Genomic DNA, 22146 nt, shown 5'->3' with positions numbered 1-22146 from the left:
TATGTCAAAGACGAGCATGAGCATCCGTTTGGATAGTGAGGTTAAGGAGCAGGCCCAACAGGTGTTTAATAATCTGGGAATGGATATGACAACAGCTATCAATATTTTCCTTCGTCAGGCCATTCAATATCAGGGTTTACCTTTCGATGTCAGACTAGACGAAAATCGGAGGTTGCTTGAGGTATTAACGGATTTAGACCAAAATCGTAATATGAGCCAGTCTTTTGAATCAGTCTCAGACTTGATGGAGGACTTGCGTGCTTAAGATTCGTTATCATAAACAGTTTAAAAAAGATTTTAAGTTGGCTATTAAGCGTGGTTTGAAAGCAGAATTACTGGAAGAAGTTTTGAATTTTCTGGTTCAAGAAAAAGAACTTCCTGCCAAATATCGTGATCATCAATTGACGGCATCCAAGTATTTTCAAGGAGTTCGTGAATGTCATATCCAGCCAGATTGGCTTTTGGTCTATAAAGTAGACAAGGAAGAATTGCTTTTAAACTTGCTTAGAACAGGCAGTCATAGTGATTTGTTTTAATAAATTTTAAGGGGGTTCTCATGAAACTAAGAATTTTTGCGGAAGACAAGCCGGCTGAGAAGGTATTTGAATATCAATTAGAACTTGCTGATCAGACAATTCTTCTATCAACAGCACTCTTGTCTGGTGCTATTGCTTTAGCAGGATTATTTTCTGCTTTGAAAGAAAAATAGAAAAGGAAGAATAGAATGGTTTTACCAAATTTTAAAGAAAATCTAGAAAAATATGCGAAATTGTTGGTTGCGAATGGAATCAATGTGCAACCTGGTCACACTTTGGCGCTCTCAATCGATGTGGAGCAACGGGAGTTGGCGCATCTGATCGTGAAAGAAGCCTATGCCTTGGGTGCGCATGAGGTCATCGTTCAGTGGACAGATGATGTCATCAACCGTGAGAAATTTCTCCATGCACCGATGGAACGTTTGGACAATGTGCCAGAATACAAGATTGCTGAGATGAACTATCTCTTGGAGAACAAAGCTAGCCGTCTTGGGGTTCGTTCTTCTGACCCAGGTGCCTTGAACGGAGTGGGTGCTGACAAGCTTTCAGCTTCTGCTAAAGCTATGGGACTTGCCATGAAACCAATGCGTATCGCAACGCAATCCAACAAGGTCAGCTGGACGGTAGCAGCCGCTGCTGGACTTGAGTGGGCTAAAAAAGTCTTTCCAAATGCTGCGAGCGACGAAGAAGCAGTTGATCTCCTTTGGGACCAAATCTTCAAGACTTGTCGCGTTTATGAAGCAGATCCTGTTAAGGCTTGGGAAGAACACGCTACCATTCTTAAGAGCAAGGCAGATATGCTTAATAAAGAGCAATTTTCAGCCCTTCACTACACATCGCCAGGGACAGATTTGACCCTTGGTTTGCCGAAGAACCACGTTTGGGAATCAGCTGGTGCTATCAATGCGCAAGGAGAAGGATTCTTGCCAAATATGCCGACAGAAGCAGTCTTCACAGCGCCAGACTTCCGTCGTGCAGATGGTTATGTCACTTCTACAAAACCACTTAGCTACAACGGAAATATCATCGAAGGTATTAAGGTAACCTTCAAGGATGGACAAATCGTAGATATCACTGCTGAAAAGGGTGATCAGGTCATGAAAGACCTTGTCTTTGAAAATGCTGGTGCGCGTGCCTTGGGTGAATGTGCCTTGGTACCAGATCCAAGTCCAATTTCTCAGTCAGGCATTACCTTCTTTAACACTCTTTTCGATGAAAATGCTTCAAACCACTTGGCTATCGGTGCAGCCTATGCGACCAGCGTTGTTGGTGGAGCAGAGATGAGCGAAGAAGAACTTGAAGCTGCTGGACTTAACCGTTCAGATGTTCACGTGGACTTTATGATTGGTTCTAACCAAATGGATATCGATGGAATCCGTGAGGATGGAACACGTGTGCCTCTCTTCCGTAACGGAGATTGGGCAAATTAAGGAGCCAAGATGATAGGAAGTATGTTTGTTGGTCTCCTAGTGGGACTCTTGGCAGGTGCTTTGACCAATCGTGGAGAACGTATGGGATGCTTTGGGAAAATGTTTCTCGGTTGGATTGGTGCCTTTCTAGGTCACTTGCTTTTTGGAACTTGGGGGCCAAGCCTAAATGGTACAGCCATTATCTCAGCAGTTCTCGGTGCCATGATTGTGTTAGCTATCTTCTGGGAAAGAGGAAGTTAGCTTCCCGGCTCTGAAAAGGAAAGGAGGTTGGTCATTGAGCCAGCCTCCTTTTGAGTATGATATAATAGTTCTATGAGATTAGATAAATTTTTAGTTGCCTGCGCTGTAGGGAGTCGGACAGAAGTCAAAAACTTGCTTAAAGCTGGGCGCGTGACGGTAAATGGTATAGTTTCTTAGTTTTAAACAAGCATGTTATAATAAAGCTATGGCATATAGTACAGATTTTAAACAAGGAGCATTAGATTACATCAAAGAAGGACACAGCCATGTCGAGGCAGCTAAAGTTTTTGATGTTGGCGTCAGAACTCTCTTCACGTGGGAAAAGAAATTACGTGAACAAGGACACTTAGAGCGGAAAAAGCGAGTCGTCAAAAAGCGAAAGATTCCTTTAGAGGAATTGAAAGCCTTTGTAGAGGCTCATCCAGATGCTTTCTTACGGGAAATTGCGGCACATTTTGCTTGCGCTGTCCCTTCAGTATGGGCAGCTTTAAAGCAGATTCATGTCACTTTAAAAAAAGACGACTAGCTTTAAGGAACAAGATCCAGAGAAAGTCGCTGAGTTTCTTGATATTTTGGATAATCTAAAAGATTTACCAGTCGTATATATTGACGAAACGGGAATTGACCGCTACCTCTATCGTCCTTATGCACGGGCTGCTCTTAGAGGGGAGAAAGTCTATGAAAAGATTAGTGGACGGCGTTTTGAGCGGACTTTAATTGTTGCAGGACAAGTAAACGGAGAGTTTATAGCTCCCATGATTTACAAGGAAAGTATGATGAGCGATTTCTTTGTGGAGTGATTCAAAACGCAACTCCTGCCTGCTTTGAAGACACCTCATGTCATTGTCATGAACAATGCTAGTTTTCATCCCAAGAACATATTGGATGAACTTTGCATTCAAGATAAGTACTTTTTCTTACCTCTACCACCTTATTCACCAGATTTGAATCCTATTGAGCAAGCTTGGGCTATCTTGAAAAAGAAAGTGACAGATTTATTAAGGAAAGTTCCAAATATTTTTGAATGTTTAAAGTGCTTTTTTAAAACTAAATGACTATAAAAAAGAAAAATCAGCTAAATTGCAGATTGATGAAGAAAGAGATGAGATTCGCTTTGATGGTCAAGTGATGGAGTACGAGGAGTTTGTCTATTACATGATGAACAAGCCCCAAGGAGTTATTTCAGCGACAGAGGATTCCAAGCACAGAACGGTTCTAGATTTGTTGGATGATGTGGCTCGAAGCAAGGGAGTTTTCCCAGTAGGGCGCTTGGATATCGATACACATGGTCTCCTACTCTTGACCAATAATGGTCAGTTGGCCCATGCTCTTCTTTCACCTAAGCGTCATGTGGATAAGACCTATCTGGTGCAAGTCAAGGGCATCATAAGCCAAGAAGACGTGGAGACATTTTCTAAGGGGATTCCGCTCAAAGACTTTACCTGTCAGCCTGCTAGACTGGAGATTATTTCCATAGATACAGAAAAGAATCAAAGCAAAATCCGTGTGACCATTGCAGAAGGGAAGTTTCATCAGGTCAAGCGTATGGTGGGCTACTGTGGCAAGGAAGTAGTAGACCTACAGCGTTTGACTATGGGAACTCTGATGTTAGATGAGAACTTGCAAAGAGGAGAATGGCGTCGCTTGACCAAGGAAGAGTTAGAAATTCTACTTGCTAGTATTGCTTAATTTGATTTATATTCGAAAAGGTGAGGAAGAATATCCTTGCCTTTTATGTTTTTCAGTTGCTTACTTTGTGAAAAGCGTTATAATAGACTGTAGAATAAAAGGAGGAATCTATGAACGCGATTCAAGAATCATTTACTGATAAATTATTTGCCAACTATGAAGCAAATGTCAAATACCAAGCGATTGAAAATGCTGCTAGCCATAATGGAATTTTTGCAGCCCTAGAACGTCGCCAAAGCCATGTAGACAACACCCCTGTTTTCTCATTGGATTTGACCAAGGACAAGGTAACCAACCAGAAAGCGTCTGGTCGTTGCTGGATGTTTGCAGCTCTCAACACCTTCCGTCACAAACTCATCTCTCAATACAAATTGGAAAACTTTGAATTGTCACAAGCCCACACTTTCTTCTGGGACAAGTATGAAAAATCTAACTGGTTCTTGGAGCAAGTCATTGCGACTGCAGACCAAGAATTGACGAGCCGTAAGGTTAGCTTCCTACTCCAAACTCCACAACAAGACGGTGGACAGTGGGATATGGTCGTAGCCCTCTTTGAGAAATACGGTGTCGTTCCTAAGTCTGTTTATCCTGAGTCTGTTTCATCTAGCAGCAGCCGTGAGCTAAATGCAATCCTTAACAAATTGCTTCGCCAAGATGCTCAAATCTTGCGTGACTTGCTTGCTTCTGGTGCAGACAAAGCAACTGTTCAAGCTAAGAAAGAAGACCTCTTGCAAGAAATCTTTAATTTCCTTGCTATGTCACTAGGCCTTCCACCACGTAAATTTGACTTTGCTTATCGCGATAAGGATAACAATTATCAAAGTGAAAAGGGTATTACGCCACAAGAATTTTACAAGAAATATGTCAATCTTCCTCTAGAAGACTACGTTTCTGTTATCAATGCTCCCACTGTTGACAAGCCTTATGGTAAATCTTACACAGTTGAGATGTTAGGAAATGTGGTTGGTAGCCGTGCAGTTCGCTACATCAACGTACCTATGGAGCGCTTGAAAGAATTGGCGATTGCTCAAATGCAAACAGGAGAAACTGTTTGGTTTGGTTCAGATGTCGGCCAACTCAGCAACCGAAAAGCTGGAATCCTTGCGACAGATGTTTATGACTTTGAATCAAGCATGGACATTAAACTCACTCAAGACAAGGCTGGACGTTTGGACTACAGCGAAAGCTTGATGACCCACGCCATGGTCTTGACAGGTGTAGATTTGGACGAAAATGGGAAGTCAACCAAGTGGAAGGTTGAAAACTCATGGGGAGACAAGGTCGGTACAGATGGTTACTTTGTTGCCTCAGACGCTTGGATGGACGAATACACTTACCAAATCGTTGTCCGTAAGGAATTGCTGACAGCAGAAGAACAAGCTGCTTATGATGCAGAACCAATTGTACTTGCACCTTGGGATCCAATGGGAGCCTTGGCAGAATAATACTCAATGAAAATCAAAGAGCAAACTAGGAAGCTAGCCGCAAGCTGTACTTGAGTACAGTAAGGCGACGCTGACGTGGTTTGAAGAGATTTTCGAAGAGTATAAAAGCATAGAAAAAAGGAATCAGATTTTAGAACCTGGTTCCTTTTAAGTTGCTTGATTACATGATACCGAAGAAACGAGCTGCAATACCTACTGCAAAGAGAGCAAGGATGATTGCGATTGGTGATACTTTTTTCTTAAGCAACCACATACAGAGGAAAGTAAGGAGAAGTCCCATCAATCCTGGAATCAATGAGTTCAACTGACCTTGAAGTGTTTGTGGTTGAACGCTATCCAAGCTCAAACCACTAAGAGCCTGACCAAGAATTCCCTTCAATTCTCCACCTGTTACAGGTCCTTCTGGGAAGTTGATGTAGGCACCTTCAGCCAATTGTTTACCAGGAAGGTTAACAGTGAAGTTGATAGATACCCAACGTTGTACAAGAACGGCAAGGATGAACATACCAAGGATAGATGCTCCTTTAGTGATGTCTTTCAAGATACCACCAGACATATCTTTAGTAATTTCTTTACCTGATTTGTAACCTAACTCTTGTGTATACCATAAGAATGACATACGAATGAGGTTCCAACCAACAAAGAAGATGATTGGTCCGAGGATATTACCAGCAGAGGCAAGTGAAGCACCAAGAGCACCTAAGATAGGACGTACAGTAAACCAGAACACTGGATCACCAATACCAGCAAGAGGTCCCATCATACCGATTTTAACCCCTTGAATCGCTTTGTCTTCGACAGGTGTACCGCTTGCTTTTTCTTCCTCAAGAGCAAGGGTTACACCGATAATTGGAGCAGCAACGTATGGATGTGTGTTAAAGAATTCCATATGGCGCTCAAGCGCAGCAGCACGATCTTCTTTAGTAGTGTAAAGTTTTTTCAATGCTGGGATAAGAGCATAGGCCCACCCCATATTTTGCATACGCTCGTAATTCCAAGAACCTTGAAGGAATTGTGAACGCCACCAAACTTTTTTACGATCTGATTGTGATAATTGAAGTTTTTCAGTCATGATTGTTCCCCTTTCTAGTAGTCTTCTAGGATATCACCGATTGGGTCGTTAGAAGTTGCAGCTCCGCCGCCACCGTTACCACCTTGTTTTGAAAGGTTAAGGTAGATGAAGGCAAGGGCAACACCGATGACACCGAGGGCAATCAAAGTCAATTGAGAAATCGCAGCAAGTGCAAAACCGATTGCGAAGAATGGCCATACTTCGCGAGTAGCCATCATATTGATAACCATAGCGTAACCAACGGCAACAACCATGGCACCACCAACTTGCATACCACCATTTAACCAATCAGGCATTGCTTCAAGAATACTTTGTACTGAAGAAGATGGAATAGCTAAAAGAAGCGCAGCTGGGAATGCAATACGTAATCCTTGGAGAAGGAGGGCGATAAAGTGAAAACGTTCAATTGCTGCGAAGTTTCCTTCAGAAGCAGCTTTGTCACCAGCGTGAACAAGTGCAGTTGAGATTGTACGAACAATCATTGTAAGGAAAAGTCCAGCAATAGCTAGAGGTACAGCAGTAGAGAAGGCAAAGTTGATACCTTTTTGAGTGAAGTCACCACTTTTAACCAAAATAATAGCAGCAGCAACAGAGGCAAGTGCAGCGTCTGGTGCTACGGCAGCTCCGATATTTGCCCAAGCAAGAGCAATCATTTGGAGACTACCACCAAGAATAATACCCGCTTCGAGGTGACCAGTTACAAGACCGATTAAAGTACAAGCAACAAGAGGTTGATGGATTTGGAATTGGTCGAGGATACCTTCAAGACCAGCAAAGAAGGCAACAACTACAACCAAGATAGCAGAAATGATTGAAATATCTGACATGGTTTTATTCCTTTTCTATTTAGTTTTAATAAAGTATTTAATCCTGTTTTCAAAAATGGTAAAACAGATTAAAATTATTGGACGTTTGCTTTCTTAATCAAGTCAAACAAATCTTTTTTCGTGTCGTTTGGTACTTTACGTACATCAAATTCAACACCGAGGTCACGCATTTTTTCAAATGTTGCAACATCATCTTTGTCCATAGACAAGACGTTATTGATCATTGTTTTACCTGTTGAGTGGGCCATAGAACCAACGTTAAGGGTCTTGATTGGCACGCCACCTTCGATGGCACGAAGGGCATCTTGAGGTGTTTCAAACAAGATAAGAGCATGTGTGTTACCAAAACGAGGATCTTTTGCAACTTCAATCAATTTTTTGATTGGTACAACGTTCGCTTTTACTCCGTTAGGAGCAGCTTGCTTGATCAATTCTTTACGCAATTCGTCGTTTGCAACGTTATCTGAAGCAACGATGATACGGTCTGCTTTTGAATCTGGTGTCCAAGCAGTTGCGACTTGTCCGTGAAGAAGACGTGTGTCAAGACGGGCAAGATTGATTTTCAATTTACCGTCTCCGATAACAGTTCCTTCTGGAATAGCAGCTTGGGCAACTGGAGCAGCCGCAGCACTAGCCCCTTCCTCAACTGGATTGAGCTCTTCTGGAAGAGCTTTGATGCCATCTTTGGCTTCTTTAATAATATTCGCAGCGACTTTATCCACACCTGCAGTAGCGTCCATAAGGCGCTCAGTGTAGGCTTGGATCAACATCGGCAAGTTAAGCCCTGTGATGATGGCAAACTTACGCTCAGGATTTTCTCCCATCACGCGGCTAGCTTGGTTGAATGGAGATCCACTCCAAAGGTCAGCCAATACTAGAACCTCATCTTCTGCGTCAAATGCAGCCACAGCGTTGTTGAATTTAGCGTAAAGATCATCTGGACCTTCATTTGGCATAAAGGTTACAACTTGAACCTTTTCTTGTTCACCAAAGATCATAGATCCTGACTGATGAATACCCGCAGCAAATTCGCCGTGGCTCGCAATAATGATTCCGATACTCATTATTGTCATTCCTCCTTTTTGTTGTTTCAGTTTTCTTTTAAGAAAACTTTAAGACTTTTTTAGTATAAACCGTTTTCATCTAAAAATCAACTATTTATCATAAAATAATTAAAAAGATTACATCTGAAAATATTGATATATTGAGTTTTGGAGAGGTTCTTTTGAATTCTTATTTTAAAATTTAATATAGAAAAGTTGGAAGTGCATTCCAACTTTTAAAATAGGTTTCTATTAGATTAGTGGGTGAAGTCGAGTACCATTCGTCCTTGGATTTGACCTTTTTCCATTTCGTCGAAAATGGAAAAAGCATCTTCTACTGGACGTTTTTGAACAACTGGAACTACCAAACCTTCTGCACCGAATTGGAAGGCTTCTTCCAAGTCTTTACGAGTTCCTACAAGAGAACCGATGACTTGGATTCCATCTAAAACTGTTTTCACGATGCTGAGTTCCATCATTTCAGAAGGAAGACCAACAGCGACTACGCGACCACCAGCACGAACTGAGTCAACAGCCTGATTGAAGGCAACTTTAGATACAGCAGTTACGACAGCTGAGTGAGCACCTCCATTTGTTTTTTCCTTGATGAGTCCTGGTACATCTTCAACTTCTAGTCCGTTAATAACGATATCCGCACCGACTTCTTTTGCAAGGGCAAGTTTGTCGTTGTTGATATCAACTGCGATGACATGAGCATTGAATACTTTTTTAGCATATTGAACAGCTAGGTTACCAAGTCCACCAGCACCGTAAAAAACAACCCATTGGCCAGGTTCAACTTTGGCTTCCTTAATGGCTTTATAGGTTGTTACCCCAGCACATGTAATAGAAGAAGCTTGGGCTGGATCAAGTCCGTCAGGAACTTTAACAGCATAGTCTGCTGTTACGATACATTGTTCAGCCATGCCACCGTCTACTGAGTAGCCGGCATTTTTTACTGTACGGCAAAAAGTTTCACGGCCAGTTGTACAGTATTCGCAAGTACCACATCCTTCAAAGAACCAAGCAACGCTGACACGGTCGCCGACTTTAAGGCTTTTAACATCTGGAGCAATTTCCTTAACGATACCAACACCTTCGTGTCCTAGAACACGTCCTGGTACTTGACCAAAGTCACCGTGGGCAACGTGGAGGTCAGTGTGGCAAACACCACAGTATTCAATCTCTACAAGTGCTTCTCCAGTTTCAAGTGGACGGAGTACTTTTTCTTCAACAGCAACACCAGTGCTTTCTGGATTTACAACAACAGCTTTCATAGCTATCCTCCTTGATATTGGCCGAGAACAGGGACAACAGGACTGGATTGATTATGTTTCAACAGAGTCGAGTGTGACGAGCTCTCTTGTATTTGTATGTGAAGTATATCACAAAAGAAAGCCTTTCCAAGGTTTTGGAGGTAAAAAATAGAACAATCGATTAACTGGTTGATGAGACTTTGAAAAGAGCACAAAGACCAGCTCGCAAGCTGGTCAGAATAGACTATAAGAATAAATCTTGCAGGGTTTTGGCAACACCGTCTTGGTTATTGGTCAGAGAAATTTGCTCATCGGCATAAGGGAGTAGCTCTGGGTTGGCATTTTTCATTGCATAGCCTTTCCCAGCAAAAGCTAGCATTTCGGTATCATTGTGTTCATCTCCAAAAGCAATCAAATCTTTTTTGTCACGGTTCATTACTTTAAGCAAGTAGTCTAAGGCGAAGGCCTTGTTGACACCTTTTGGGGTACATTCAAGGATATTGAGCGGACCACCCCAAGTATTAATAGAAAGTTGATGCTGGTAGAAGGCGTTCATTTCTTTTGCCAAGGCATACTTGTCACTGGCTCTGGTCTGCAACAGAATACAGTTAGGATCCTTGGTCACCAATTCAGGCTGAAATTGATTTTCAGGCTGGAAAGCTTCTACACCAAATAGTTTGGGATTGGCAATTTCTTCATTAGGATTTGTAATGTAGAATTTTTTACGATATTCTCCAGCGATAAAATCGGCTTGAATATCTTCTAAACGTTGAACCATGTCTAAAAGATATTTTTTGTCTACCGTCAAACACTTTTCAAAGTCCCAAATTCGGTCTGGTAAATGAGTGAGGGAGCCGTTGAAATTAATCATAGGAGTGTCTAAGCCTAGCTCGTGGTATAAATCTTTTGACATGCGGCAAGGGCGACCTGTCGTAATAATAACCTGATGGCCTTTTTCAGCAACTTTTTTAATGGTTTTTTTGGTAAAGTCAGAAATTTGACTGTCTGAGTTGAGCAGGGTTCCATCCAGGTCAACTGCAATAATTTTCTTCGTCATATAAACCTTTCTAGTGTCTTTTCAGATAAGATGTCTTCTATTATAACAAAAAGCAGGCAGAAAAGCAGATTCGAAACCAAAAATGAAATTTCATCAAATTCTTAAATAAATCAAACAAAGATATTGAAAAAGTGAATGATAAATGATATAATTCTATTATTGTTCGTAAAAATTAAAAGGAGATTGATAATGGACAAATTATTTAAACTAAAAGAGAACGGTACAGACGTTCGTACAGAGGTTCTCGCTGGTTTAACAACTTTCTTTGCAATGAGTTATATTCTCTTTGTAAACCCACAAATCCTTTCGCAAACAGGAATGCCTGCTCAGGGTGTCTTCCTAGCCACGATTATTGGTGCAGTAGCAGGTACCTTGATGATGGCCTTCTATGCTAACCTGCCATACGCTCAAGCGCCAGGTATGGGACTAAATGCCTTCTTTACATTTACAGTTGTATTTGGGCTTGGCTATTCATGGCAAGAAGCCTTGGCTATGGTCTTCATCTGTGGGGTCATCTCATTGATTATTACCTTAACAAATGTTCGTAAAATGATCATTGAATCGATTCCAAACGCCCTTCGCTCAGCAATTTCAGCTGGTATCGGTGTCTTCCTTGCTTACGTGGGGATTAAGAATGCTGGACTTTTGAAATTCTCTATCGATCCAGGAAATTACACGGTTGCAGGAGAAGGTGCTGACAAAGCTCAAGCAGCGATTACAGCAAATGCGTCAGCGGTTCCAGGATTGGCCAGCTTTAATAATCCAGCTGTTTTGGTGGCTCTTGCAGGACTTGCCATTACGATCTTCTTTGTCATTAAAGGGATTAAAGGGGGAATTATCCTCTCTATCTTGACAACAACTGTTCTTGCTATTGCAGTTGGTTTGGTAGATTTGTCTAGTATCGATTTTGCTAATAACCATGTTGTTGCAGCCTTTGAAGACTTGAAGACAATCTTTGGTGCAGCACTTGGATCACAAGGATTGGGTGCTTTAATCTCAGACACTGCTCGTCTACCGGAAACACTTATGGCTATTCTGGCCTTCTCGTTGACAGATATTTTTGATACAATTGGTACCTTGATTGGTACAGGTGAAAAAGTCGGTATTGTAGCGACAAATGGTGAAAATCACCAATCAGCTAAGTTAGACAAGGCTCTTTACTCTGACTTGATTGGTACTTCAATTGGTGCCATCGCTGGTACTTCGAACGTAACGACTTATGTTGAATCTGCTGCCGGTATCGGTGCAGGTGGACGTACTGGTTTGACAGCCTTGGTTGTGGCAATCTGTTTTGCAATTTCAAGCTTCTTTAGCCCACTTCTAGCTGTCGTACCAACAGCCGCTACAGCTCCAATCTTGATTATCGTTGGGATTATGATGTTGGCTAGCTTGAAAAATATCCATTGGGATGATATGTCTGAAGCAGTTCCTGCCTTCTTCACATCTATCTTTATGGGATTAAGCTACTCTATCACTCAAGGGATTGCAGTTGGTTTCTTGACTTACACTTTGACTAAGCTTGTCAAAGGTCAAGCTAAAGATGTTCATGTCATGATTTGGGTTTTGGATGCCTTGTTTATCCTGAACTACATCAGTATGGCCTTATAACAAAATTACCCAGGGGGATTTTCCCCTTTTTTAATACAAAGGAGATCGGTGATGAAAGAGAAAAGTATGTGGAAAGAATTGTTGAATCGTGCAGGTTGGCTTTTGGTCTTTTTACTTGCCGTCCTTGTATATCAGATTCCCGTAGTGGTTATCTCTATTTTGACCTTAAAAGAAGTACCCCTGTTACTGTCAGGGCTGATAGTTGCTGGTATTTCAATTGTGGTTCTGGCACTGTTTATTATAGGAGCTCGTAAAACGCAATTAGCAAGTTTTAATTTTTCTTTTTTTAGAGCTAAGGATTTGGCACGTTTGGGCTTGAGTTATCTAGTCATTATCGGGTCAAATATACTTGGTTCCATTTTATTGCAACTGTCAAATGAGACGACAACAGGTAACCAATCTCAGATTAACGATATGGTTCAGAATAGTTCTCTGATTTCCAGCTTCTTCTTGCTAGCCTTGCTTGCTCCGATTTGTGAGGAAATCTTGTGTCGTGGGATTGTTCCTAAAAAGATTTTCCGAGGTAAGGAGAACTTGGGATTTGTAGTCGGTACGATTGTTTTTGCTTTATTACATCAACCAAGTATAGTAGATTGAAACAAGATGTGAACAAATCGATTAGGAAAGTAAAATTAATTTCTAGAAATATTTTAACAGTTATAACGTACTATTCCAGATTCAATCTACTATAATTTCCCTTCTTTATTGATTTATGGAGGTATGTCAACCGTTCTGTCTTGGACAGCCTACAAGACCCAACGTTTGGAAATGTCGATCTTACTTCACATGATTGTTAATGGGGTTGCTTTCTGTTTGTTGGCTCTTGTGGTGATCATGAGTTGGACATTAGGGATTTCTGTTTAGAAAGTTTTCATGTAGGAACTGACCTCTTTCTACTAGGGAAAGATGAATGCAATCGTGTCCATCTTTTTCTTTTTATGGTAAAATAGAGAAATAATATGGTGAAAAGCCTTGAGGGAGTGACCGATATGTCAAGTAAAGCCAATCATGCAAAGACAGCTATTTGCGGAATTATCAATGTAACCCCAGACTCTTTTTCGGACGGTGGTCAATTTTTTGCTCTTGAGCAGGCACTCCAGCAGGCTCGTAAATTGATAGCAGAAGGAGCGAGCATGCTAGATATTGGTGGAGAATCGACTCGGCCGGGTAGTAGCTATGTTGAGATAGAAGAGGAAATCCAGCGTGTTGTTCCAGTGATTAAAACTATCCGTGAGGAAAGTGATGTCCTCATTTCCGTCGATACATGGAAAAGTCAGGTGGCAGAAGCTGCCTTGGCTGCTGGTGCCAATCTGGTAAATGACATTACGGGTCTCATGGGAGATGAGAAAATGGCGGATGTGGTTGCTAAGGTTGGTGCGAAAGTAGTCATCATGTTTAATCCAGTCATGGCTCGACCTCAGCACCCTAGTTCGCGCATATTTCCTCATTTTGGTTTTGGGCAAGCTTTTACAGAGGAAGAGTTAGCTGACTTTGAAAAAATGCCAATTGAAGACTTGATGGAGGCTTTCTTTGAACGAGCACTAGTGAGAGCGAATCAAGCTGGTATTGCACAAGAAAATATCATGTTGGATCCAGGAATTGGCTTTGGTCTGACAAAGAAAGAAAATCTGCTCCTTCTACGTGATCTGGATAAACTACACCAGCAAGGCTATCCAATTTTTCTTGGAGTTTCGCGCAAGCGATTTGTCATCAATATCCTAGAAGAAAATGGTTTTGAAGTCAATCCTGAGGCCGAACTTGGTTTCCGCAATCGGGACACAGCTTCGGCTCATGTAACCAGTATCGCTGCGAGACAGGGTGTGGAAGTAGTACGCGTGCATGACGTAGCAAGTCATAGGATGGCGGTTGAAATTGCGTCAGCCATTCGTTTGGCAGATGATGCAGAAAATCTAGATTTAAAACAATATAAATAAGATGAACGAAATTCAAAACAATCAGTGGATTGCCCACTATCGGACGGACCAACCACATTTTGGTTTGGAGCGAATGGTAGAACTCCTAGCTTTACGTGGCAATCCCCATCTCAAACTTAAGGTTATCCATATTGGAGGGACCAATGGCAAGGGGTCTACCATTGCTTTTTTGAAAGAGATGCTGGAAAAGCTAGGCCTGAGAGTAGGGGTGTTCAGCTCGCCCTATCTCATTCATTATACAGATCAGATTAGCATCAATGGGGAATCTATTCCAGAAGAGAGACTAGAAGCCCTTATGACGGACTATCAGTCTTTGCTGGAAGGGGAATCGGCTGTCAATTTGCAGGGGACAACCGAGTTTGAGATTATCACAGCCATAGCCTATGATTACTTTGCCTCAGAGCAAGTAGACGTGGCCATCATGGAAGTCGGTATGGGCGGACTTTTGGATAGTACCAATGTTTGCCAGCCTATTTTAACAGGAATTACGACCATTGGATTGGACCATGTAGCCCTTTTAGGTAACACCTTGGAAGCCATAGCAGAGCAGAAGGCTGGTATTATCAAACAAGGTATTCCCTTGGTGACAGGTCATATTGTTCCTGAAGCCTTGACTGTTATTGACCGCATTGCGGAAGGGAAAGATGCACCGAGAATACGATATGGGAAAGATTACCAGGTCAGTCACCAAGAGAGTGTGGTAACGGGTGAAATATTTGATTATACCAGTTCTATCAGACAAGGCCGCTTCCAGACTGGTTTGATTGGTTTGCACCAGATAGAGAATGCTGGGATGGCCATAACTTTACTTGATACATTTTGTCAAGAGGATGGTCGAGAACTAGCAAGCAATGACTTGCTTGCTCAAGCCTTGGAAGAAACAAGTTGGCCAGGGCGTTTGGAGGTCGTGTCTAGCGACCCATTGTTGCTTTTGGATGGGGCCCACAATTCCCATGCTATCAAGGCTTTATTAGCAACCTTGCAAGAACGCTTTGCGGATTATCATAAGGAAATCCTCTTTACGTGTATTAAAACCAAGGCCTTGGACGATATGCTGGATTTGCTAGAGACGGTGCCAAATAGTCAATTGACTTTAACCCATTTTGACGATAGTCGGGCAACTGATGAAAACGTGCTGAAAGAGGCAGCCAAATCTAGAAATCTCAATTACCAAAGTTGGCAGGATTTTCTAGAGCAGAAATTGACAGATAAAAATGAAGAGAAACAAACAGTTAGGATTGTCACGGGTTCCTTATATTTCTTGAGCCAAGTGAGAGCCTATCTGATGGAGAGGAAGAACGAGAATGGATACACAAAAGATTGAAACGGCTGTAAAAATGATTATCGAGGCTGTCGGTGAGGACGCTAACCGCGAGGGCTTGCAGGAAACACCTGCTCGTGTAGCCCGTATGTACCAAGAGATTTTTTCAGGTCTTGGCCAAACTGCTGAGGAACATCTGTCAAAATACTTTGAGATTATCGATGACAATATGGTAGTGGAAAAGGATATCTTTTTCCACACCATGTGTGAACACCACTTCTTGCCATTTTATGGGAAAGCTCACATTGCTTATATTCCAGATGGTCGTGTGGCAGGCTTGTCTAAGCTAGCCCGTACGGTTGAAGTTTATTCTAAAAAACCACAAATTCAAGAGCGTTTGAATATTGAAGTGGCCGATGCCTTGATGGAGTATCTAGGCGCTAAGGGAGCCTTTGTTGTTATTGAGGCAGAACATATGTGTATGAGCATGCGTGGTGTCAGAAAGCCAGGCACTGCAACCTTGACGACAGTAGCTCGTGGTCTATTTGAAACAGATAAAGACCTCCGAGATCAGGCTTATCGTTTAATGGGACTATAATACTCTTCGAAAATCAAATTCAAACCACGTCAGCTTCCTAGTTTGCACTTTGATTTTCATTGAGTATAAAAAGAATCCGCTTTGGGCGGATTTTTCTAGAAAGGACTAGTTATGGATCAACTGCAGATTAAAGATTTGGAAATTTTTGCCTACCATGGTCTGTTTCCTAGTGAGAAAGAATTGGGGCAGAAGTTTGTCGTTTCAGCCATCCTATCCTATGATATGACCAAGGCAGCGACAGACTTGGATTTAACAGCCTCTGTCCATTATGGAGAATTGTGTCAGCAGTGGACGACTTGGTTTCAGGAAACCACTGAGGACTTGATTGAAACGGTAGCTTACAAATTGGTAGAACGTACTTTTGAGACCTATCCTCTTGTCCAAGAAATCAAGTTGGAACTGAAAAAACCTTGGGCGCCAGTTCATTTGCCACTAGATACTTGCTCAGTAACCATCCAGCGCCGTAAGCAGCGGGCCTTTATCGCTCTAGGAAGCAATATGGGAGACAAACAAGCAAACTTGGAGCAAGCCATTGACAAACTGCAAGCTCGTGGCATCCATATTCTCAAAGAGTCCAGTGTCTTAGCGACGGAGCCTTGGGGTGGAGTGGAGCAGGATAGCTTTGTCAATCAGGTGATTGAAGTAGAAACCTGGCTACCAGCATCAGTCTTGTTAGAAACATTATTAGCCATTGAGTCAGAAATGGGACGGGTTCGAGAGGTGCATTGGGGACCTCGCTTGATTGATTTGGACCTGCTCTTTGTGGAGGACCAGGTCATTTATACAGACGACCTCATCTTGCCTCATCCTTACATAGCAGAACGCCTCTTTGTTCTTGAGTCTTTACAAGAAATTGCGCCTCATTTTATCCATCCGACATTAAAGCAACCTATCCGCAACTTGTATGATGCTTTGAAAAAATAGAAAAACTCTAGTTCCTCAGCAGTTTGCGCCGAGAAGCTAGAGTTTTTAAAATAGGTCATTTTCTTCTGGAAGGAGGATAGTTTCTCTACCATCCATATCTAAAATCAATACTCTCGGAGGATAAAGAGGGTCGAAAGGATGATTAAAATCAAAATCAATGGCTGTAGGGAGGTGTTGGCTTGAGAAGTGGAAGGTAATTTTTCCTTGGTTATTAAGCAATTGAAACTCAAGTTCTTCTTCCAATTCAAAGACATTTTTTAAGAAATGATCGATGATATACCAAAAAGAGTCAATGACATCATCGGGCAAGCTGGTAACAATGCCAAAACTAGCCGACCGCATCTGGGTATTGGTAAAAGCCATATCTCTGCCCCCTTTCTTTTCCCTTATCATACAGCAATTAGGATTAAAAATCAAGAAAAGGTGATTTTTTTCTTTAAAACTTAGGCTTTCTATGAAATTTTTTTCAAACAATCTTCAAAAAACACTTGAAAGTGTTTACAAATAGTGATAAAATGGAATAAGTAGAAGCATGAAAACGAAATTTTCATACCGTCTCTTTTTAGAGTCTCGTGAGGTATGATATAGAAAGGAAATGGAATGAATACAGACGATACAGTAACGATTTATGATGTCGCCCGTGAAGCAGGAGTTTCAATGGCGACAGTTAGCCGTGTAGTCAATGGCAACAAGAATGTAAAAGAGAACACCCGTAAAAAAGTGCTTGAGGTGATTGATCGTTTGGATTACCGTCCAAATGCCGTGGCGCGTGGTCTTGCAAGTAAAAAGACAACCACTGTCGGTGTTGTAATCCCAAATATTACCAATGGCTATTTCTCAACACTTGCTAAAGGGATTGATGATATCGCTAAAATGTATAAGTATAACATCGTTCTTGCCAATAGTGATGAGGATGATGACAAGGAAGTTTCAGTTGTCAATACACTGTTTTCTAAGCAAGTGGATGGTATCATCTTTATGGGGTACCACTTGACTGAAAAAATTCGTTCAGAGTTTTCTCGTTCTCGGACACCAGTTGTTCTTGCGGGAACTGTGGATGTAGAACATCAGCTTCCAAGTGTCAATATTGACTACAAACAAGCTACGATTGATGCAATGACCTACCTCGCTAAAGAAAATAAGCGCATTGCTTTTGTCAGCGGTCCACTAGTGGATGACATCAATGGTAAGGTTCGTTTGGTTGGCTACAAGGAAGCCTTGAAAAAAACAGGTATTCCTTATAGCGAAGGATTGGTATTTGAATCTAAATACACTTATGAAGATGGCTATGCCTTGGCAGAACGCTTGATTTCCTCAAATGCAACTGCAGTAGTTGTAACAGGTGATGAATTGGCAGCAGGTGTCTTGAATGGTTTGGCTGACCACGGTGTGTCAGTACCAGAAGAGTTTGAAATCATTACTAGTGATGATTCACAAATCTCACGCTTTACCCGTCCAAACTTGACAACTATTGCCCAACCTCTTTATGACCTTGGTGCCATCAGTATGCGTATGTTGACGAAGATTATGCACAAGGAAGAGTTGGAAGAACGTGAAGTTCTCTTACCTCATGGATTGACAGAACGTCGTTCAACACGAAAACGTAAATAGAAAAAATCAGGGGATTGTAAAGATTTCCTGATTTTGCTTTCTAGAGAAGAGGTTAGCCTTCCATATAGTCTTTTAAGGCTTGTCCTTTTAATCCAGCATTGAGGGCGATGAGGAGTTTTAAGCGGGCTTTTTGGGCGTTGAGTTCTTTAACAAAAAAGACACCAGATTTTTGCAACTGCACGCCCCCACCTTGGTAGGCATAAACAGGTTCTGCAATACCGTTAAAGCATCGGGAAACCAGGGCGACTGGGATTCCTTTTTGTAGGAGGCTTTCTAATTTTTGAGCCGTTTCCTTGGGAATATTACCGGCTCCGAAGGCTTGGATAATCAAACCGTCCAATTGTTCCAAATCCAGCATATCAATCAGCTCATCTGTCATACCAGCATAAGCTGAGATGATAGGAACTAATCCTTGTATGTGATCGAGGTCAAAGCGGACACGGGGATCAGCTGTTTTAAAGTAGAGGATTTCGTGTTTCATAATCAGGCCAAGTGGCCCGTGTGTTGGAGTCTGGAAGGTGCTGACGTTGGTCGTATGTGTTTTGGTAACATACTTGGCAGCGTGGATTTCATCGTTCATAACAACCAAAACCCCTTTATCAGCAGCCCTGTCATCGCTAGCCACTCGCAAAGCACTTAGGTAATTATAAACTCCGTCACTACCGAGTTCATTGGAGCTGCGCATGGCCCCTGTTAGAACGATGGGCATGTGGGGAACGTCCATGGTATCAAGGAAATAGGCTGTTTCTTCCAAAGTATCGGTTCCATGTGTGATTACTACCCCATCGTAGTTAGCAGCTTCCTCTTTGATTTTTTGGTAGAGGGCCAGCATATGCTTGGGTTTGATGTGGGGGCTTGGCAGGTTAAAAAAGTCTAGGGCGTGGACTTGGATTCCTTCGAGAGGATTGGACACATGGTTCATGGGATTATCCGAACTCGTCACAACAGCGCCAGAAGCATCGGCCTGCATGGAAATAGTCCCACCAGTATGTAAAACAAGGATTTTCTTAGGCATGATTTACTCACTCTTTCTGAAATGTGGTATAATCATTGTATCACAAAAGGGGAGATTGGGATAGGATGGAAGTCAAAGCTGTTTTTTTTGATATCGATGGAACCTTGGTCAACGATCGCAAGAGTGTTTTGAAATCCACTAAGGACGCGATTAAGATTGTCAAAGAACAAGGGGTGCTGGTTGGCGTAGCAACGGGGCGAGGACCTTTTTTTGTCAAGGAATTGATGGACGATTTGGATCTGGATTTTGCGGTAACCTACAATGGCCAGTATATCTTTACTAAAGAAAGAGTCTTGTTTACGAGCCCAATTTCCAAGTTACATTTGCGCCAGTTAATTAGCTATGCTAAAAAAGAGGGCAAGGAGATTGCCCTAGGGACCAAGGAGGCTATGCTGGGTTCTAAAATCATGTCTTTTGGTCTGGGATCTTTTTCTCAACGAATTAGTCGCTTCGTTCCCTCAGTTTTAACTCGGACAGTGAGTCATTCCTTTAATCGTATGGTCAGCAAGGTTGTCCCCCAAAAGGAAGAAGACCTGCTTCATCTGATGAATCAGCCTATCTACCAAGTTTTGATGCTGATGACACCAGAAGAATCTGATAAGGCGGCAGCTGATTTTGAAGACTTGAAATTGACACGTAGCAATCCTTTTGCAGCGGATGTCATCAATCAAGGAAACTCTAAGTTGGAAGGTATTCGCCGAGTTGGGAAAGAATATGGTTTTGATCTCAACCAAGTCATGGCTTTTGGTGATTCGGATAACGACCTTGAAATGCTGGCTGGTGTCGGTATGTCCGTTGCTATGGGAAATGGTAGTAGCAGTGTTAAGGAAGTTGCCAAGCATATCACAACCAGCAATCAGCAAGACGGAATCCACAAGGCTCTGGAACATTTTGGTGTTCTGGCTTCAGAAAAGGTCTTTGTCAGCCGTGACTATCATTTCAATAAGGTCAAGACCTTCCACCACATGATGGATGAACGGACCCAAGAAGAACCTCGAGCTTGGGATTTAGAAGGTGCAACCCATAGGGCTGGCTTTAAGATAGAAGAATTGGTGGAGTTTGTTCGGGCTGCTAGTCCTTCTGAAGAGGACTTTGGCCAAGCTCTATCGCAACTTCATCAGGCCCTTGATAAGGCAGCAGAGAAAGTGGCGAAAAAGACGCCTGCTAAGCAAAATCTGGTCGGTCAAGTGGATGCTTTGATTGACACACTGTATTTTACATACGGTAGTTTTGTTTTGATGGGAGTGGATCCAGAACGCATTTTTGATATTGTTCATGAAGCAAATATGGGAAAGGTCTTCCCTGATGGAAAAGCTCATTTTGACCCGGTTACGCACAAAATTTTAAAACCAGACGACTGGGAAGAAAAATATGCTCCAGAACCTGCCATTAAAAAGGAATTGCAGCGCCAGCTCAAGGCTTATGAACGCCATAAAGAGAGAAATAATACTCAATGAAAATCAAAGAGCAAACTAGGAAACTAGCCGCAGGCTGTACTTGAGTACGGCAAGGCGACGTTGACGTGGTTTGAAGAGATTTTCGAAGAGTATAAATAGTAAACAAAAAGGAGCGCTGAGCTCCTTTTCTTCGTGATTACAAAGTTTTTTCTTGTTCTCTCACAACCAGCAAATCTACCTTAGCATGGCGGAGAATATATTCAGATGAAGAACCGACTAAGAGGCGTTCAAAGGCATTGAGACCTGTAGCACCAACTAAAATCAAGTCAACATTTTCTGCGTCCGGAATCGTCCGAGCGAGGAGAGTTTTGGGATTTCCCATTTCGATGACGATGTGGATATCAGTTAAACCAGCATCTTTTGCGCGTTTTTCGTACTCTTTCATCATACTTTCAGCATCTGCTTGGAGTTCTTCGTAAACTTCAGCATCAAAGGTAGATACGCTTTGAAGAGCGCGTGTGTCAATAACATGGACAATGGTGAGCTTGGATTCATTGCGTAGAGCAGTGTAAACACCTTTGACGAAAGCCAAGTCCGCTTCTTTAGAACCATCAATTGCGACCATAACATTTTGGTAACGTTGTGCCATAATGAAACCTCCTGAAATTTTCTTACTATAATTGTAAACCTTTTCACTACAGAAGTAAAGCAAAAAAAGTATTTTTTCAAAAGAATGTTAGCGTTTTAAATCTATATAAATATATGATAAAATAAAAGAAAGGATAGCAGGAAAGAAGTGAAGGGAGGGAGAATGATGAAAAACTCTTTTCAAGAATCAAAAAAATCAAATTTCCTTTATTATGGAATCATCCTAGCTTCGGTCTTGGTAGAAGTAATCATGATCTGGCAATTAGAGAAGTTGATTCCGCTTCTCTATCCAGGTTTTATTGGCTTTTTAGTCTTTCACCTACTCTACCATCTGCTATTGTTCCTAGTTGCAAAACGAAGTGGTCGCTGGGATTACTTGATGATATGGGGACTTTTCCTCATGTTCAATCTTCTCTATGACTCCTTTTTATACTTAACAAAAATCAAAAATTGACGTATAATAGATATATGACACAAGCAACATTTACTACCAATGACAAAAACATTCTCACAAAAGCTCTCAAAGATAAGAAAAATCTGCGCTTTCATAAACGA

22 protein-coding genes and 4 pseudogenes are annotated in these 22146 nt (G+C 41.8%); 18 read left to right on the top strand and 8 right to left on the bottom strand.

Features of this window, described 5'->3' with window-relative positions:
• Position 1: 1 nt before the first annotated feature.
• The 9 genes and pseudogenes from FGQ53_RS04275 to pepC all read left to right on the top strand — a co-directional run bounded on the left by FGQ53_RS04275 (position 2) and on the right by pepC (position 5340).
• A complete protein-coding gene (locus FGQ53_RS04275; RefSeq protein WP_049535542.1) occupies positions 2–265 on the top strand; it encodes a type II toxin-antitoxin system RelB/DinJ family antitoxin in 264 nt (87 codons plus the stop codon).
• Positions 258–536, top strand: a complete 279-nt coding sequence (locus FGQ53_RS04270; protein ID WP_138336044.1) for a type II toxin-antitoxin system YafQ family toxin — start codon at positions 258–260, stop codon at positions 534–536. The genes FGQ53_RS04275 and FGQ53_RS04270 overlap by 8 nt, the downstream gene beginning before the upstream one ends.
• Positions 537–556: 20 nt before the next feature.
• The gene (locus tag FGQ53_RS04265; RefSeq protein ID WP_000776626.1) at positions 557–709 is read left to right on the top strand and encodes a hypothetical protein; all 153 of its coding nucleotides are present in this window, start codon (positions 557–559) and stop codon (positions 707–709) included.
• Positions 710–724: 15 nt separating this feature from the next.
• Complete coding sequence (locus FGQ53_RS04260; protein WP_138336042.1) at positions 725–1966, top strand: aminopeptidase; 1242 nt, start codon at positions 725–727, stop codon at positions 1964–1966.
• A 9-nt stretch (positions 1967–1975) separates the two neighbouring features.
• Complete coding sequence (locus tag FGQ53_RS04255; protein ID WP_138336040.1) at positions 1976–2206, top strand: GlsB/YeaQ/YmgE family stress response membrane protein; 231 nt, start codon at positions 1976–1978, stop codon at positions 2204–2206.
• A gap of 72 nt (positions 2207–2278) precedes the next feature.
• Positions 2279–2371: pseudogene (locus FGQ53_RS04250) on the top strand (S4 domain-containing protein); the annotation flags it as partial.
• A gap of 40 nt (positions 2372–2411) precedes the next feature.
• Positions 2412–3261: pseudogene (locus FGQ53_RS11810) on the top strand (IS630 family transposase).
• A 4-nt stretch (positions 3262–3265) separates the two neighbouring features.
• Positions 3266–3895: pseudogene (locus tag FGQ53_RS04230) on the top strand (16S rRNA pseudouridine(516) synthase); the annotation flags it as partial.
• Positions 3896–4005: 110 nt separating this feature from the next.
• Entirely contained in the window at positions 4006–5340 is a 1335-nt protein-coding gene (pepC, locus tag FGQ53_RS04225) for an aminopeptidase C (RefSeq protein WP_138336029.1), read from the top strand.
• 160 nt (positions 5341–5500) lie between these two features.
• Here pepC and FGQ53_RS04220 read toward each other — a convergent pair whose 3' ends face one another.
• The 5 genes from FGQ53_RS04220 to FGQ53_RS04200 form a co-directional block, all read right to left on the bottom strand.
• On the bottom strand, positions 5501–6412 hold the full coding sequence (locus FGQ53_RS04220; RefSeq protein WP_138336027.1) for a PTS system mannose/fructose/sorbose family transporter subunit IID: 912 nt from the start codon (positions 6410–6412) through the stop codon (positions 5501–5503).
• Positions 6413–6426: 14 nt separating this feature from the next.
• Complete coding sequence (locus FGQ53_RS04215; RefSeq protein ID WP_138336025.1) at positions 6427–7239, bottom strand: PTS mannose/fructose/sorbose transporter subunit IIC; 813 nt, start codon at positions 7237–7239, stop codon at positions 6427–6429.
• A gap of 74 nt (positions 7240–7313) precedes the next feature.
• Positions 7314–8303, bottom strand: coding sequence for a PTS sugar transporter subunit IIB (locus FGQ53_RS04210; protein WP_000021989.1), 990 nt, complete (start codon positions 8301–8303; stop codon positions 7314–7316).
• A 236-nt stretch (positions 8304–8539) separates the two neighbouring features.
• Entirely contained in the window at positions 8540–9559 is a 1020-nt protein-coding gene (gene adhP, locus FGQ53_RS04205; protein WP_138336023.1) for an alcohol dehydrogenase AdhP, read from the bottom strand.
• Positions 9560–9782: 223 nt separating this feature from the next.
• Positions 9783–10595, bottom strand: a complete 813-nt coding sequence (locus FGQ53_RS04200) for a Cof-type HAD-IIB family hydrolase (protein ID WP_138336021.1) — start codon at positions 10593–10595, stop codon at positions 9783–9785.
• 189 nt (positions 10596–10784) lie between these two features.
• On the opposite strand from FGQ53_RS04200, the gene FGQ53_RS04195 reads away from it, so the two are divergent.
• The 6 genes and pseudogenes from FGQ53_RS04195 to folK all read left to right on the top strand — a co-directional run bounded on the left by FGQ53_RS04195 (position 10785) and on the right by folK (position 16920).
• Entirely contained in the window at positions 10785–12203 is a 1419-nt protein-coding gene (locus FGQ53_RS04195) for an NCS2 family permease (RefSeq protein ID WP_138336019.1), read from the top strand.
• A 309-nt stretch (positions 12204–12512) separates the two neighbouring features.
• Positions 12513–13067: pseudogene (locus FGQ53_RS12275) on the top strand (CPBP family intramembrane glutamic endopeptidase).
• Positions 13068–13162: 95 nt separating this feature from the next.
• Positions 13163–14137, top strand: a complete 975-nt coding sequence (folP, locus tag FGQ53_RS04180; protein ID WP_171019076.1) for a dihydropteroate synthase — start codon at positions 13163–13165, stop codon at positions 14135–14137.
• Position 14138: 1 nt separating this feature from the next.
• On the top strand, positions 14139–15461 hold the full coding sequence (locus tag FGQ53_RS04175) for a bifunctional folylpolyglutamate synthase/dihydrofolate synthase (RefSeq protein WP_138336015.1): 1323 nt from the start codon (positions 14139–14141) through the stop codon (positions 15459–15461).
• Positions 15442–15996, top strand: coding sequence for a GTP cyclohydrolase I FolE (gene folE, locus FGQ53_RS04170; protein ID WP_138336013.1), 555 nt, complete (start codon positions 15442–15444; stop codon positions 15994–15996). Before FGQ53_RS04175 ends, folE begins: the two co-directional genes overlap by 20 nt.
• Before the next feature lie 111 nt (positions 15997–16107).
• A complete protein-coding gene (gene folK, locus FGQ53_RS04165; RefSeq protein WP_138336011.1) occupies positions 16108–16920 on the top strand; it encodes a 2-amino-4-hydroxy-6-hydroxymethyldihydropteridine diphosphokinase in 813 nt (270 codons plus the stop codon).
• Between the two features lie 45 nt (positions 16921–16965).
• On the opposite strand, the gene FGQ53_RS04160 is transcribed toward folK, so the two are convergent.
• On the bottom strand, positions 16966–17283 hold the full coding sequence (locus FGQ53_RS04160; RefSeq protein ID WP_033683024.1) for a DUF960 domain-containing protein: 318 nt from the start codon (positions 17281–17283) through the stop codon (positions 16966–16968).
• A gap of 237 nt (positions 17284–17520) precedes the next feature.
• Here FGQ53_RS04160 and ccpA point away from each other — a divergent pair, with 237 nt between their 5' ends.
• Positions 17521–18531 (top strand): catabolite control protein A, encoded by a 1011-nt coding sequence (ccpA, locus tag FGQ53_RS04155; RefSeq protein WP_138336009.1) that lies wholly within the window; start codon positions 17521–17523, stop codon positions 18529–18531.
• Between the two features lie 52 nt (positions 18532–18583).
• Here the strand turns inward: ccpA and FGQ53_RS04150 are convergent, their stop codons facing one another.
• A complete protein-coding gene (locus tag FGQ53_RS04150) occupies positions 18584–19546 on the bottom strand; it encodes an asparaginase (RefSeq protein WP_138336007.1) in 963 nt (320 codons plus the stop codon).
• A 65-nt stretch (positions 19547–19611) separates the two neighbouring features.
• Here FGQ53_RS04150 and FGQ53_RS04145 point away from each other — a divergent pair, with 65 nt between their 5' ends.
• Positions 19612–21003, top strand: a complete 1392-nt coding sequence (locus tag FGQ53_RS04145; RefSeq protein WP_138336005.1) for a Cof-type HAD-IIB family hydrolase — start codon at positions 19612–19614, stop codon at positions 21001–21003.
• 136 nt (positions 21004–21139) lie between these two features.
• Here the strand turns inward: FGQ53_RS04145 and FGQ53_RS04140 are convergent, their stop codons facing one another.
• A complete protein-coding gene (locus FGQ53_RS04140) occupies positions 21140–21592 on the bottom strand; it encodes a universal stress protein (protein WP_138336003.1) in 453 nt (150 codons plus the stop codon).
• Between the two features lie 162 nt (positions 21593–21754).
• On the opposite strand from FGQ53_RS04140, the gene FGQ53_RS04135 reads away from it, so the two are divergent.
• The gene (locus FGQ53_RS04135; RefSeq protein WP_171019075.1) at positions 21755–22045 is read left to right on the top strand and encodes a hypothetical protein; all 291 of its coding nucleotides are present in this window, start codon (positions 21755–21757) and stop codon (positions 22043–22045) included.
• Positions 22046–22146: the final 101 nt, after the last annotated feature.

This window comes from Streptococcus mitis, from assembly GCF_005844455.1.
GTDB lineage: Bacteria > Bacillota > Bacilli > Lactobacillales > Streptococcaceae > Streptococcus > Streptococcus mitis_BF.
This window is presented reverse-complemented; position numbering and strand designations above follow the sequence as displayed.

Coding starts and splice junctions, on each gene's coding strand:
- FGQ53_RS04140 (WP_138336003.1), bottom strand. CDS start 21,592: ATGGCACAACGTTACCAAAATGTTATGGTCGCAATTGATGGTTCTAAA.
- folP (WP_171019076.1), top strand. CDS start 13,163: ATGGTGAAAAGCCTTGAGGGAGTGACCGATATGTCAAGTAAAGCCAAT.
- FGQ53_RS04200 (WP_138336021.1), bottom strand. CDS start 10,595: ATGACGAAGAAAATTATTGCAGTTGACCTGGATGGAACCCTGCTCAAC.
- FGQ53_RS04175 (WP_138336015.1), top strand. CDS start 14,139: ATGAACGAAATTCAAAACAATCAGTGGATTGCCCACTATCGGACGGAC.
- FGQ53_RS04160 (WP_033683024.1), bottom strand. CDS start 17,283: ATGGCTTTTACCAATACCCAGATGCGGTCGGCTAGTTTTGGCATTGTT.
- folK (WP_138336011.1), top strand. CDS start 16,108: ATGGATCAACTGCAGATTAAAGATTTGGAAATTTTTGCCTACCATGGT.
- ccpA (WP_138336009.1), top strand. CDS start 17,521: ATGAATACAGACGATACAGTAACGATTTATGATGTCGCCCGTGAAGCA.
- pepC (WP_138336029.1), top strand. CDS start 4,006: ATGAACGCGATTCAAGAATCATTTACTGATAAATTATTTGCCAACTAT.
- FGQ53_RS04275 (WP_049535542.1), top strand. CDS start 2: ATGTCAAAGACGAGCATGAGCATCCGTTTGGATAGTGAGGTTAAGGAG.
- FGQ53_RS04210 (WP_000021989.1), bottom strand. CDS start 8,303: ATGAGTATCGGAATCATTATTGCGAGCCACGGCGAATTTGCTGCGGGT.
- FGQ53_RS04215 (WP_138336025.1), bottom strand. CDS start 7,239: ATGTCAGATATTTCAATCATTTCTGCTATCTTGGTTGTAGTTGTTGCC.
- FGQ53_RS04135 (WP_171019075.1), top strand. CDS start 21,755: ATGATGAAAAACTCTTTTCAAGAATCAAAAAAATCAAATTTCCTTTAT.
- FGQ53_RS04255 (WP_138336040.1), top strand. CDS start 1,976: ATGATAGGAAGTATGTTTGTTGGTCTCCTAGTGGGACTCTTGGCAGGT.
- FGQ53_RS04195 (WP_138336019.1), top strand. CDS start 10,785: ATGGACAAATTATTTAAACTAAAAGAGAACGGTACAGACGTTCGTACA.
- folE (WP_138336013.1), top strand. CDS start 15,442: ATGGATACACAAAAGATTGAAACGGCTGTAAAAATGATTATCGAGGCT.
- FGQ53_RS04220 (WP_138336027.1), bottom strand. CDS start 6,412: ATGACTGAAAAACTTCAATTATCACAATCAGATCGTAAAAAAGTTTGG.
- FGQ53_RS04150 (WP_138336007.1), bottom strand. CDS start 19,546: ATGCCTAAGAAAATCCTTGTTTTACATACTGGTGGGACTATTTCCATG.
- adhP (WP_138336023.1), bottom strand. CDS start 9,559: ATGAAAGCTGTTGTTGTAAATCCAGAAAGCACTGGTGTTGCTGTTGAA.
- FGQ53_RS04260 (WP_138336042.1), top strand. CDS start 725: ATGGTTTTACCAAATTTTAAAGAAAATCTAGAAAAATATGCGAAATTG.
- FGQ53_RS04265 (WP_000776626.1), top strand. CDS start 557: ATGAAACTAAGAATTTTTGCGGAAGACAAGCCGGCTGAGAAGGTATTT.
- FGQ53_RS04145 (WP_138336005.1), top strand. CDS start 19,612: ATGGAAGTCAAAGCTGTTTTTTTTGATATCGATGGAACCTTGGTCAAC.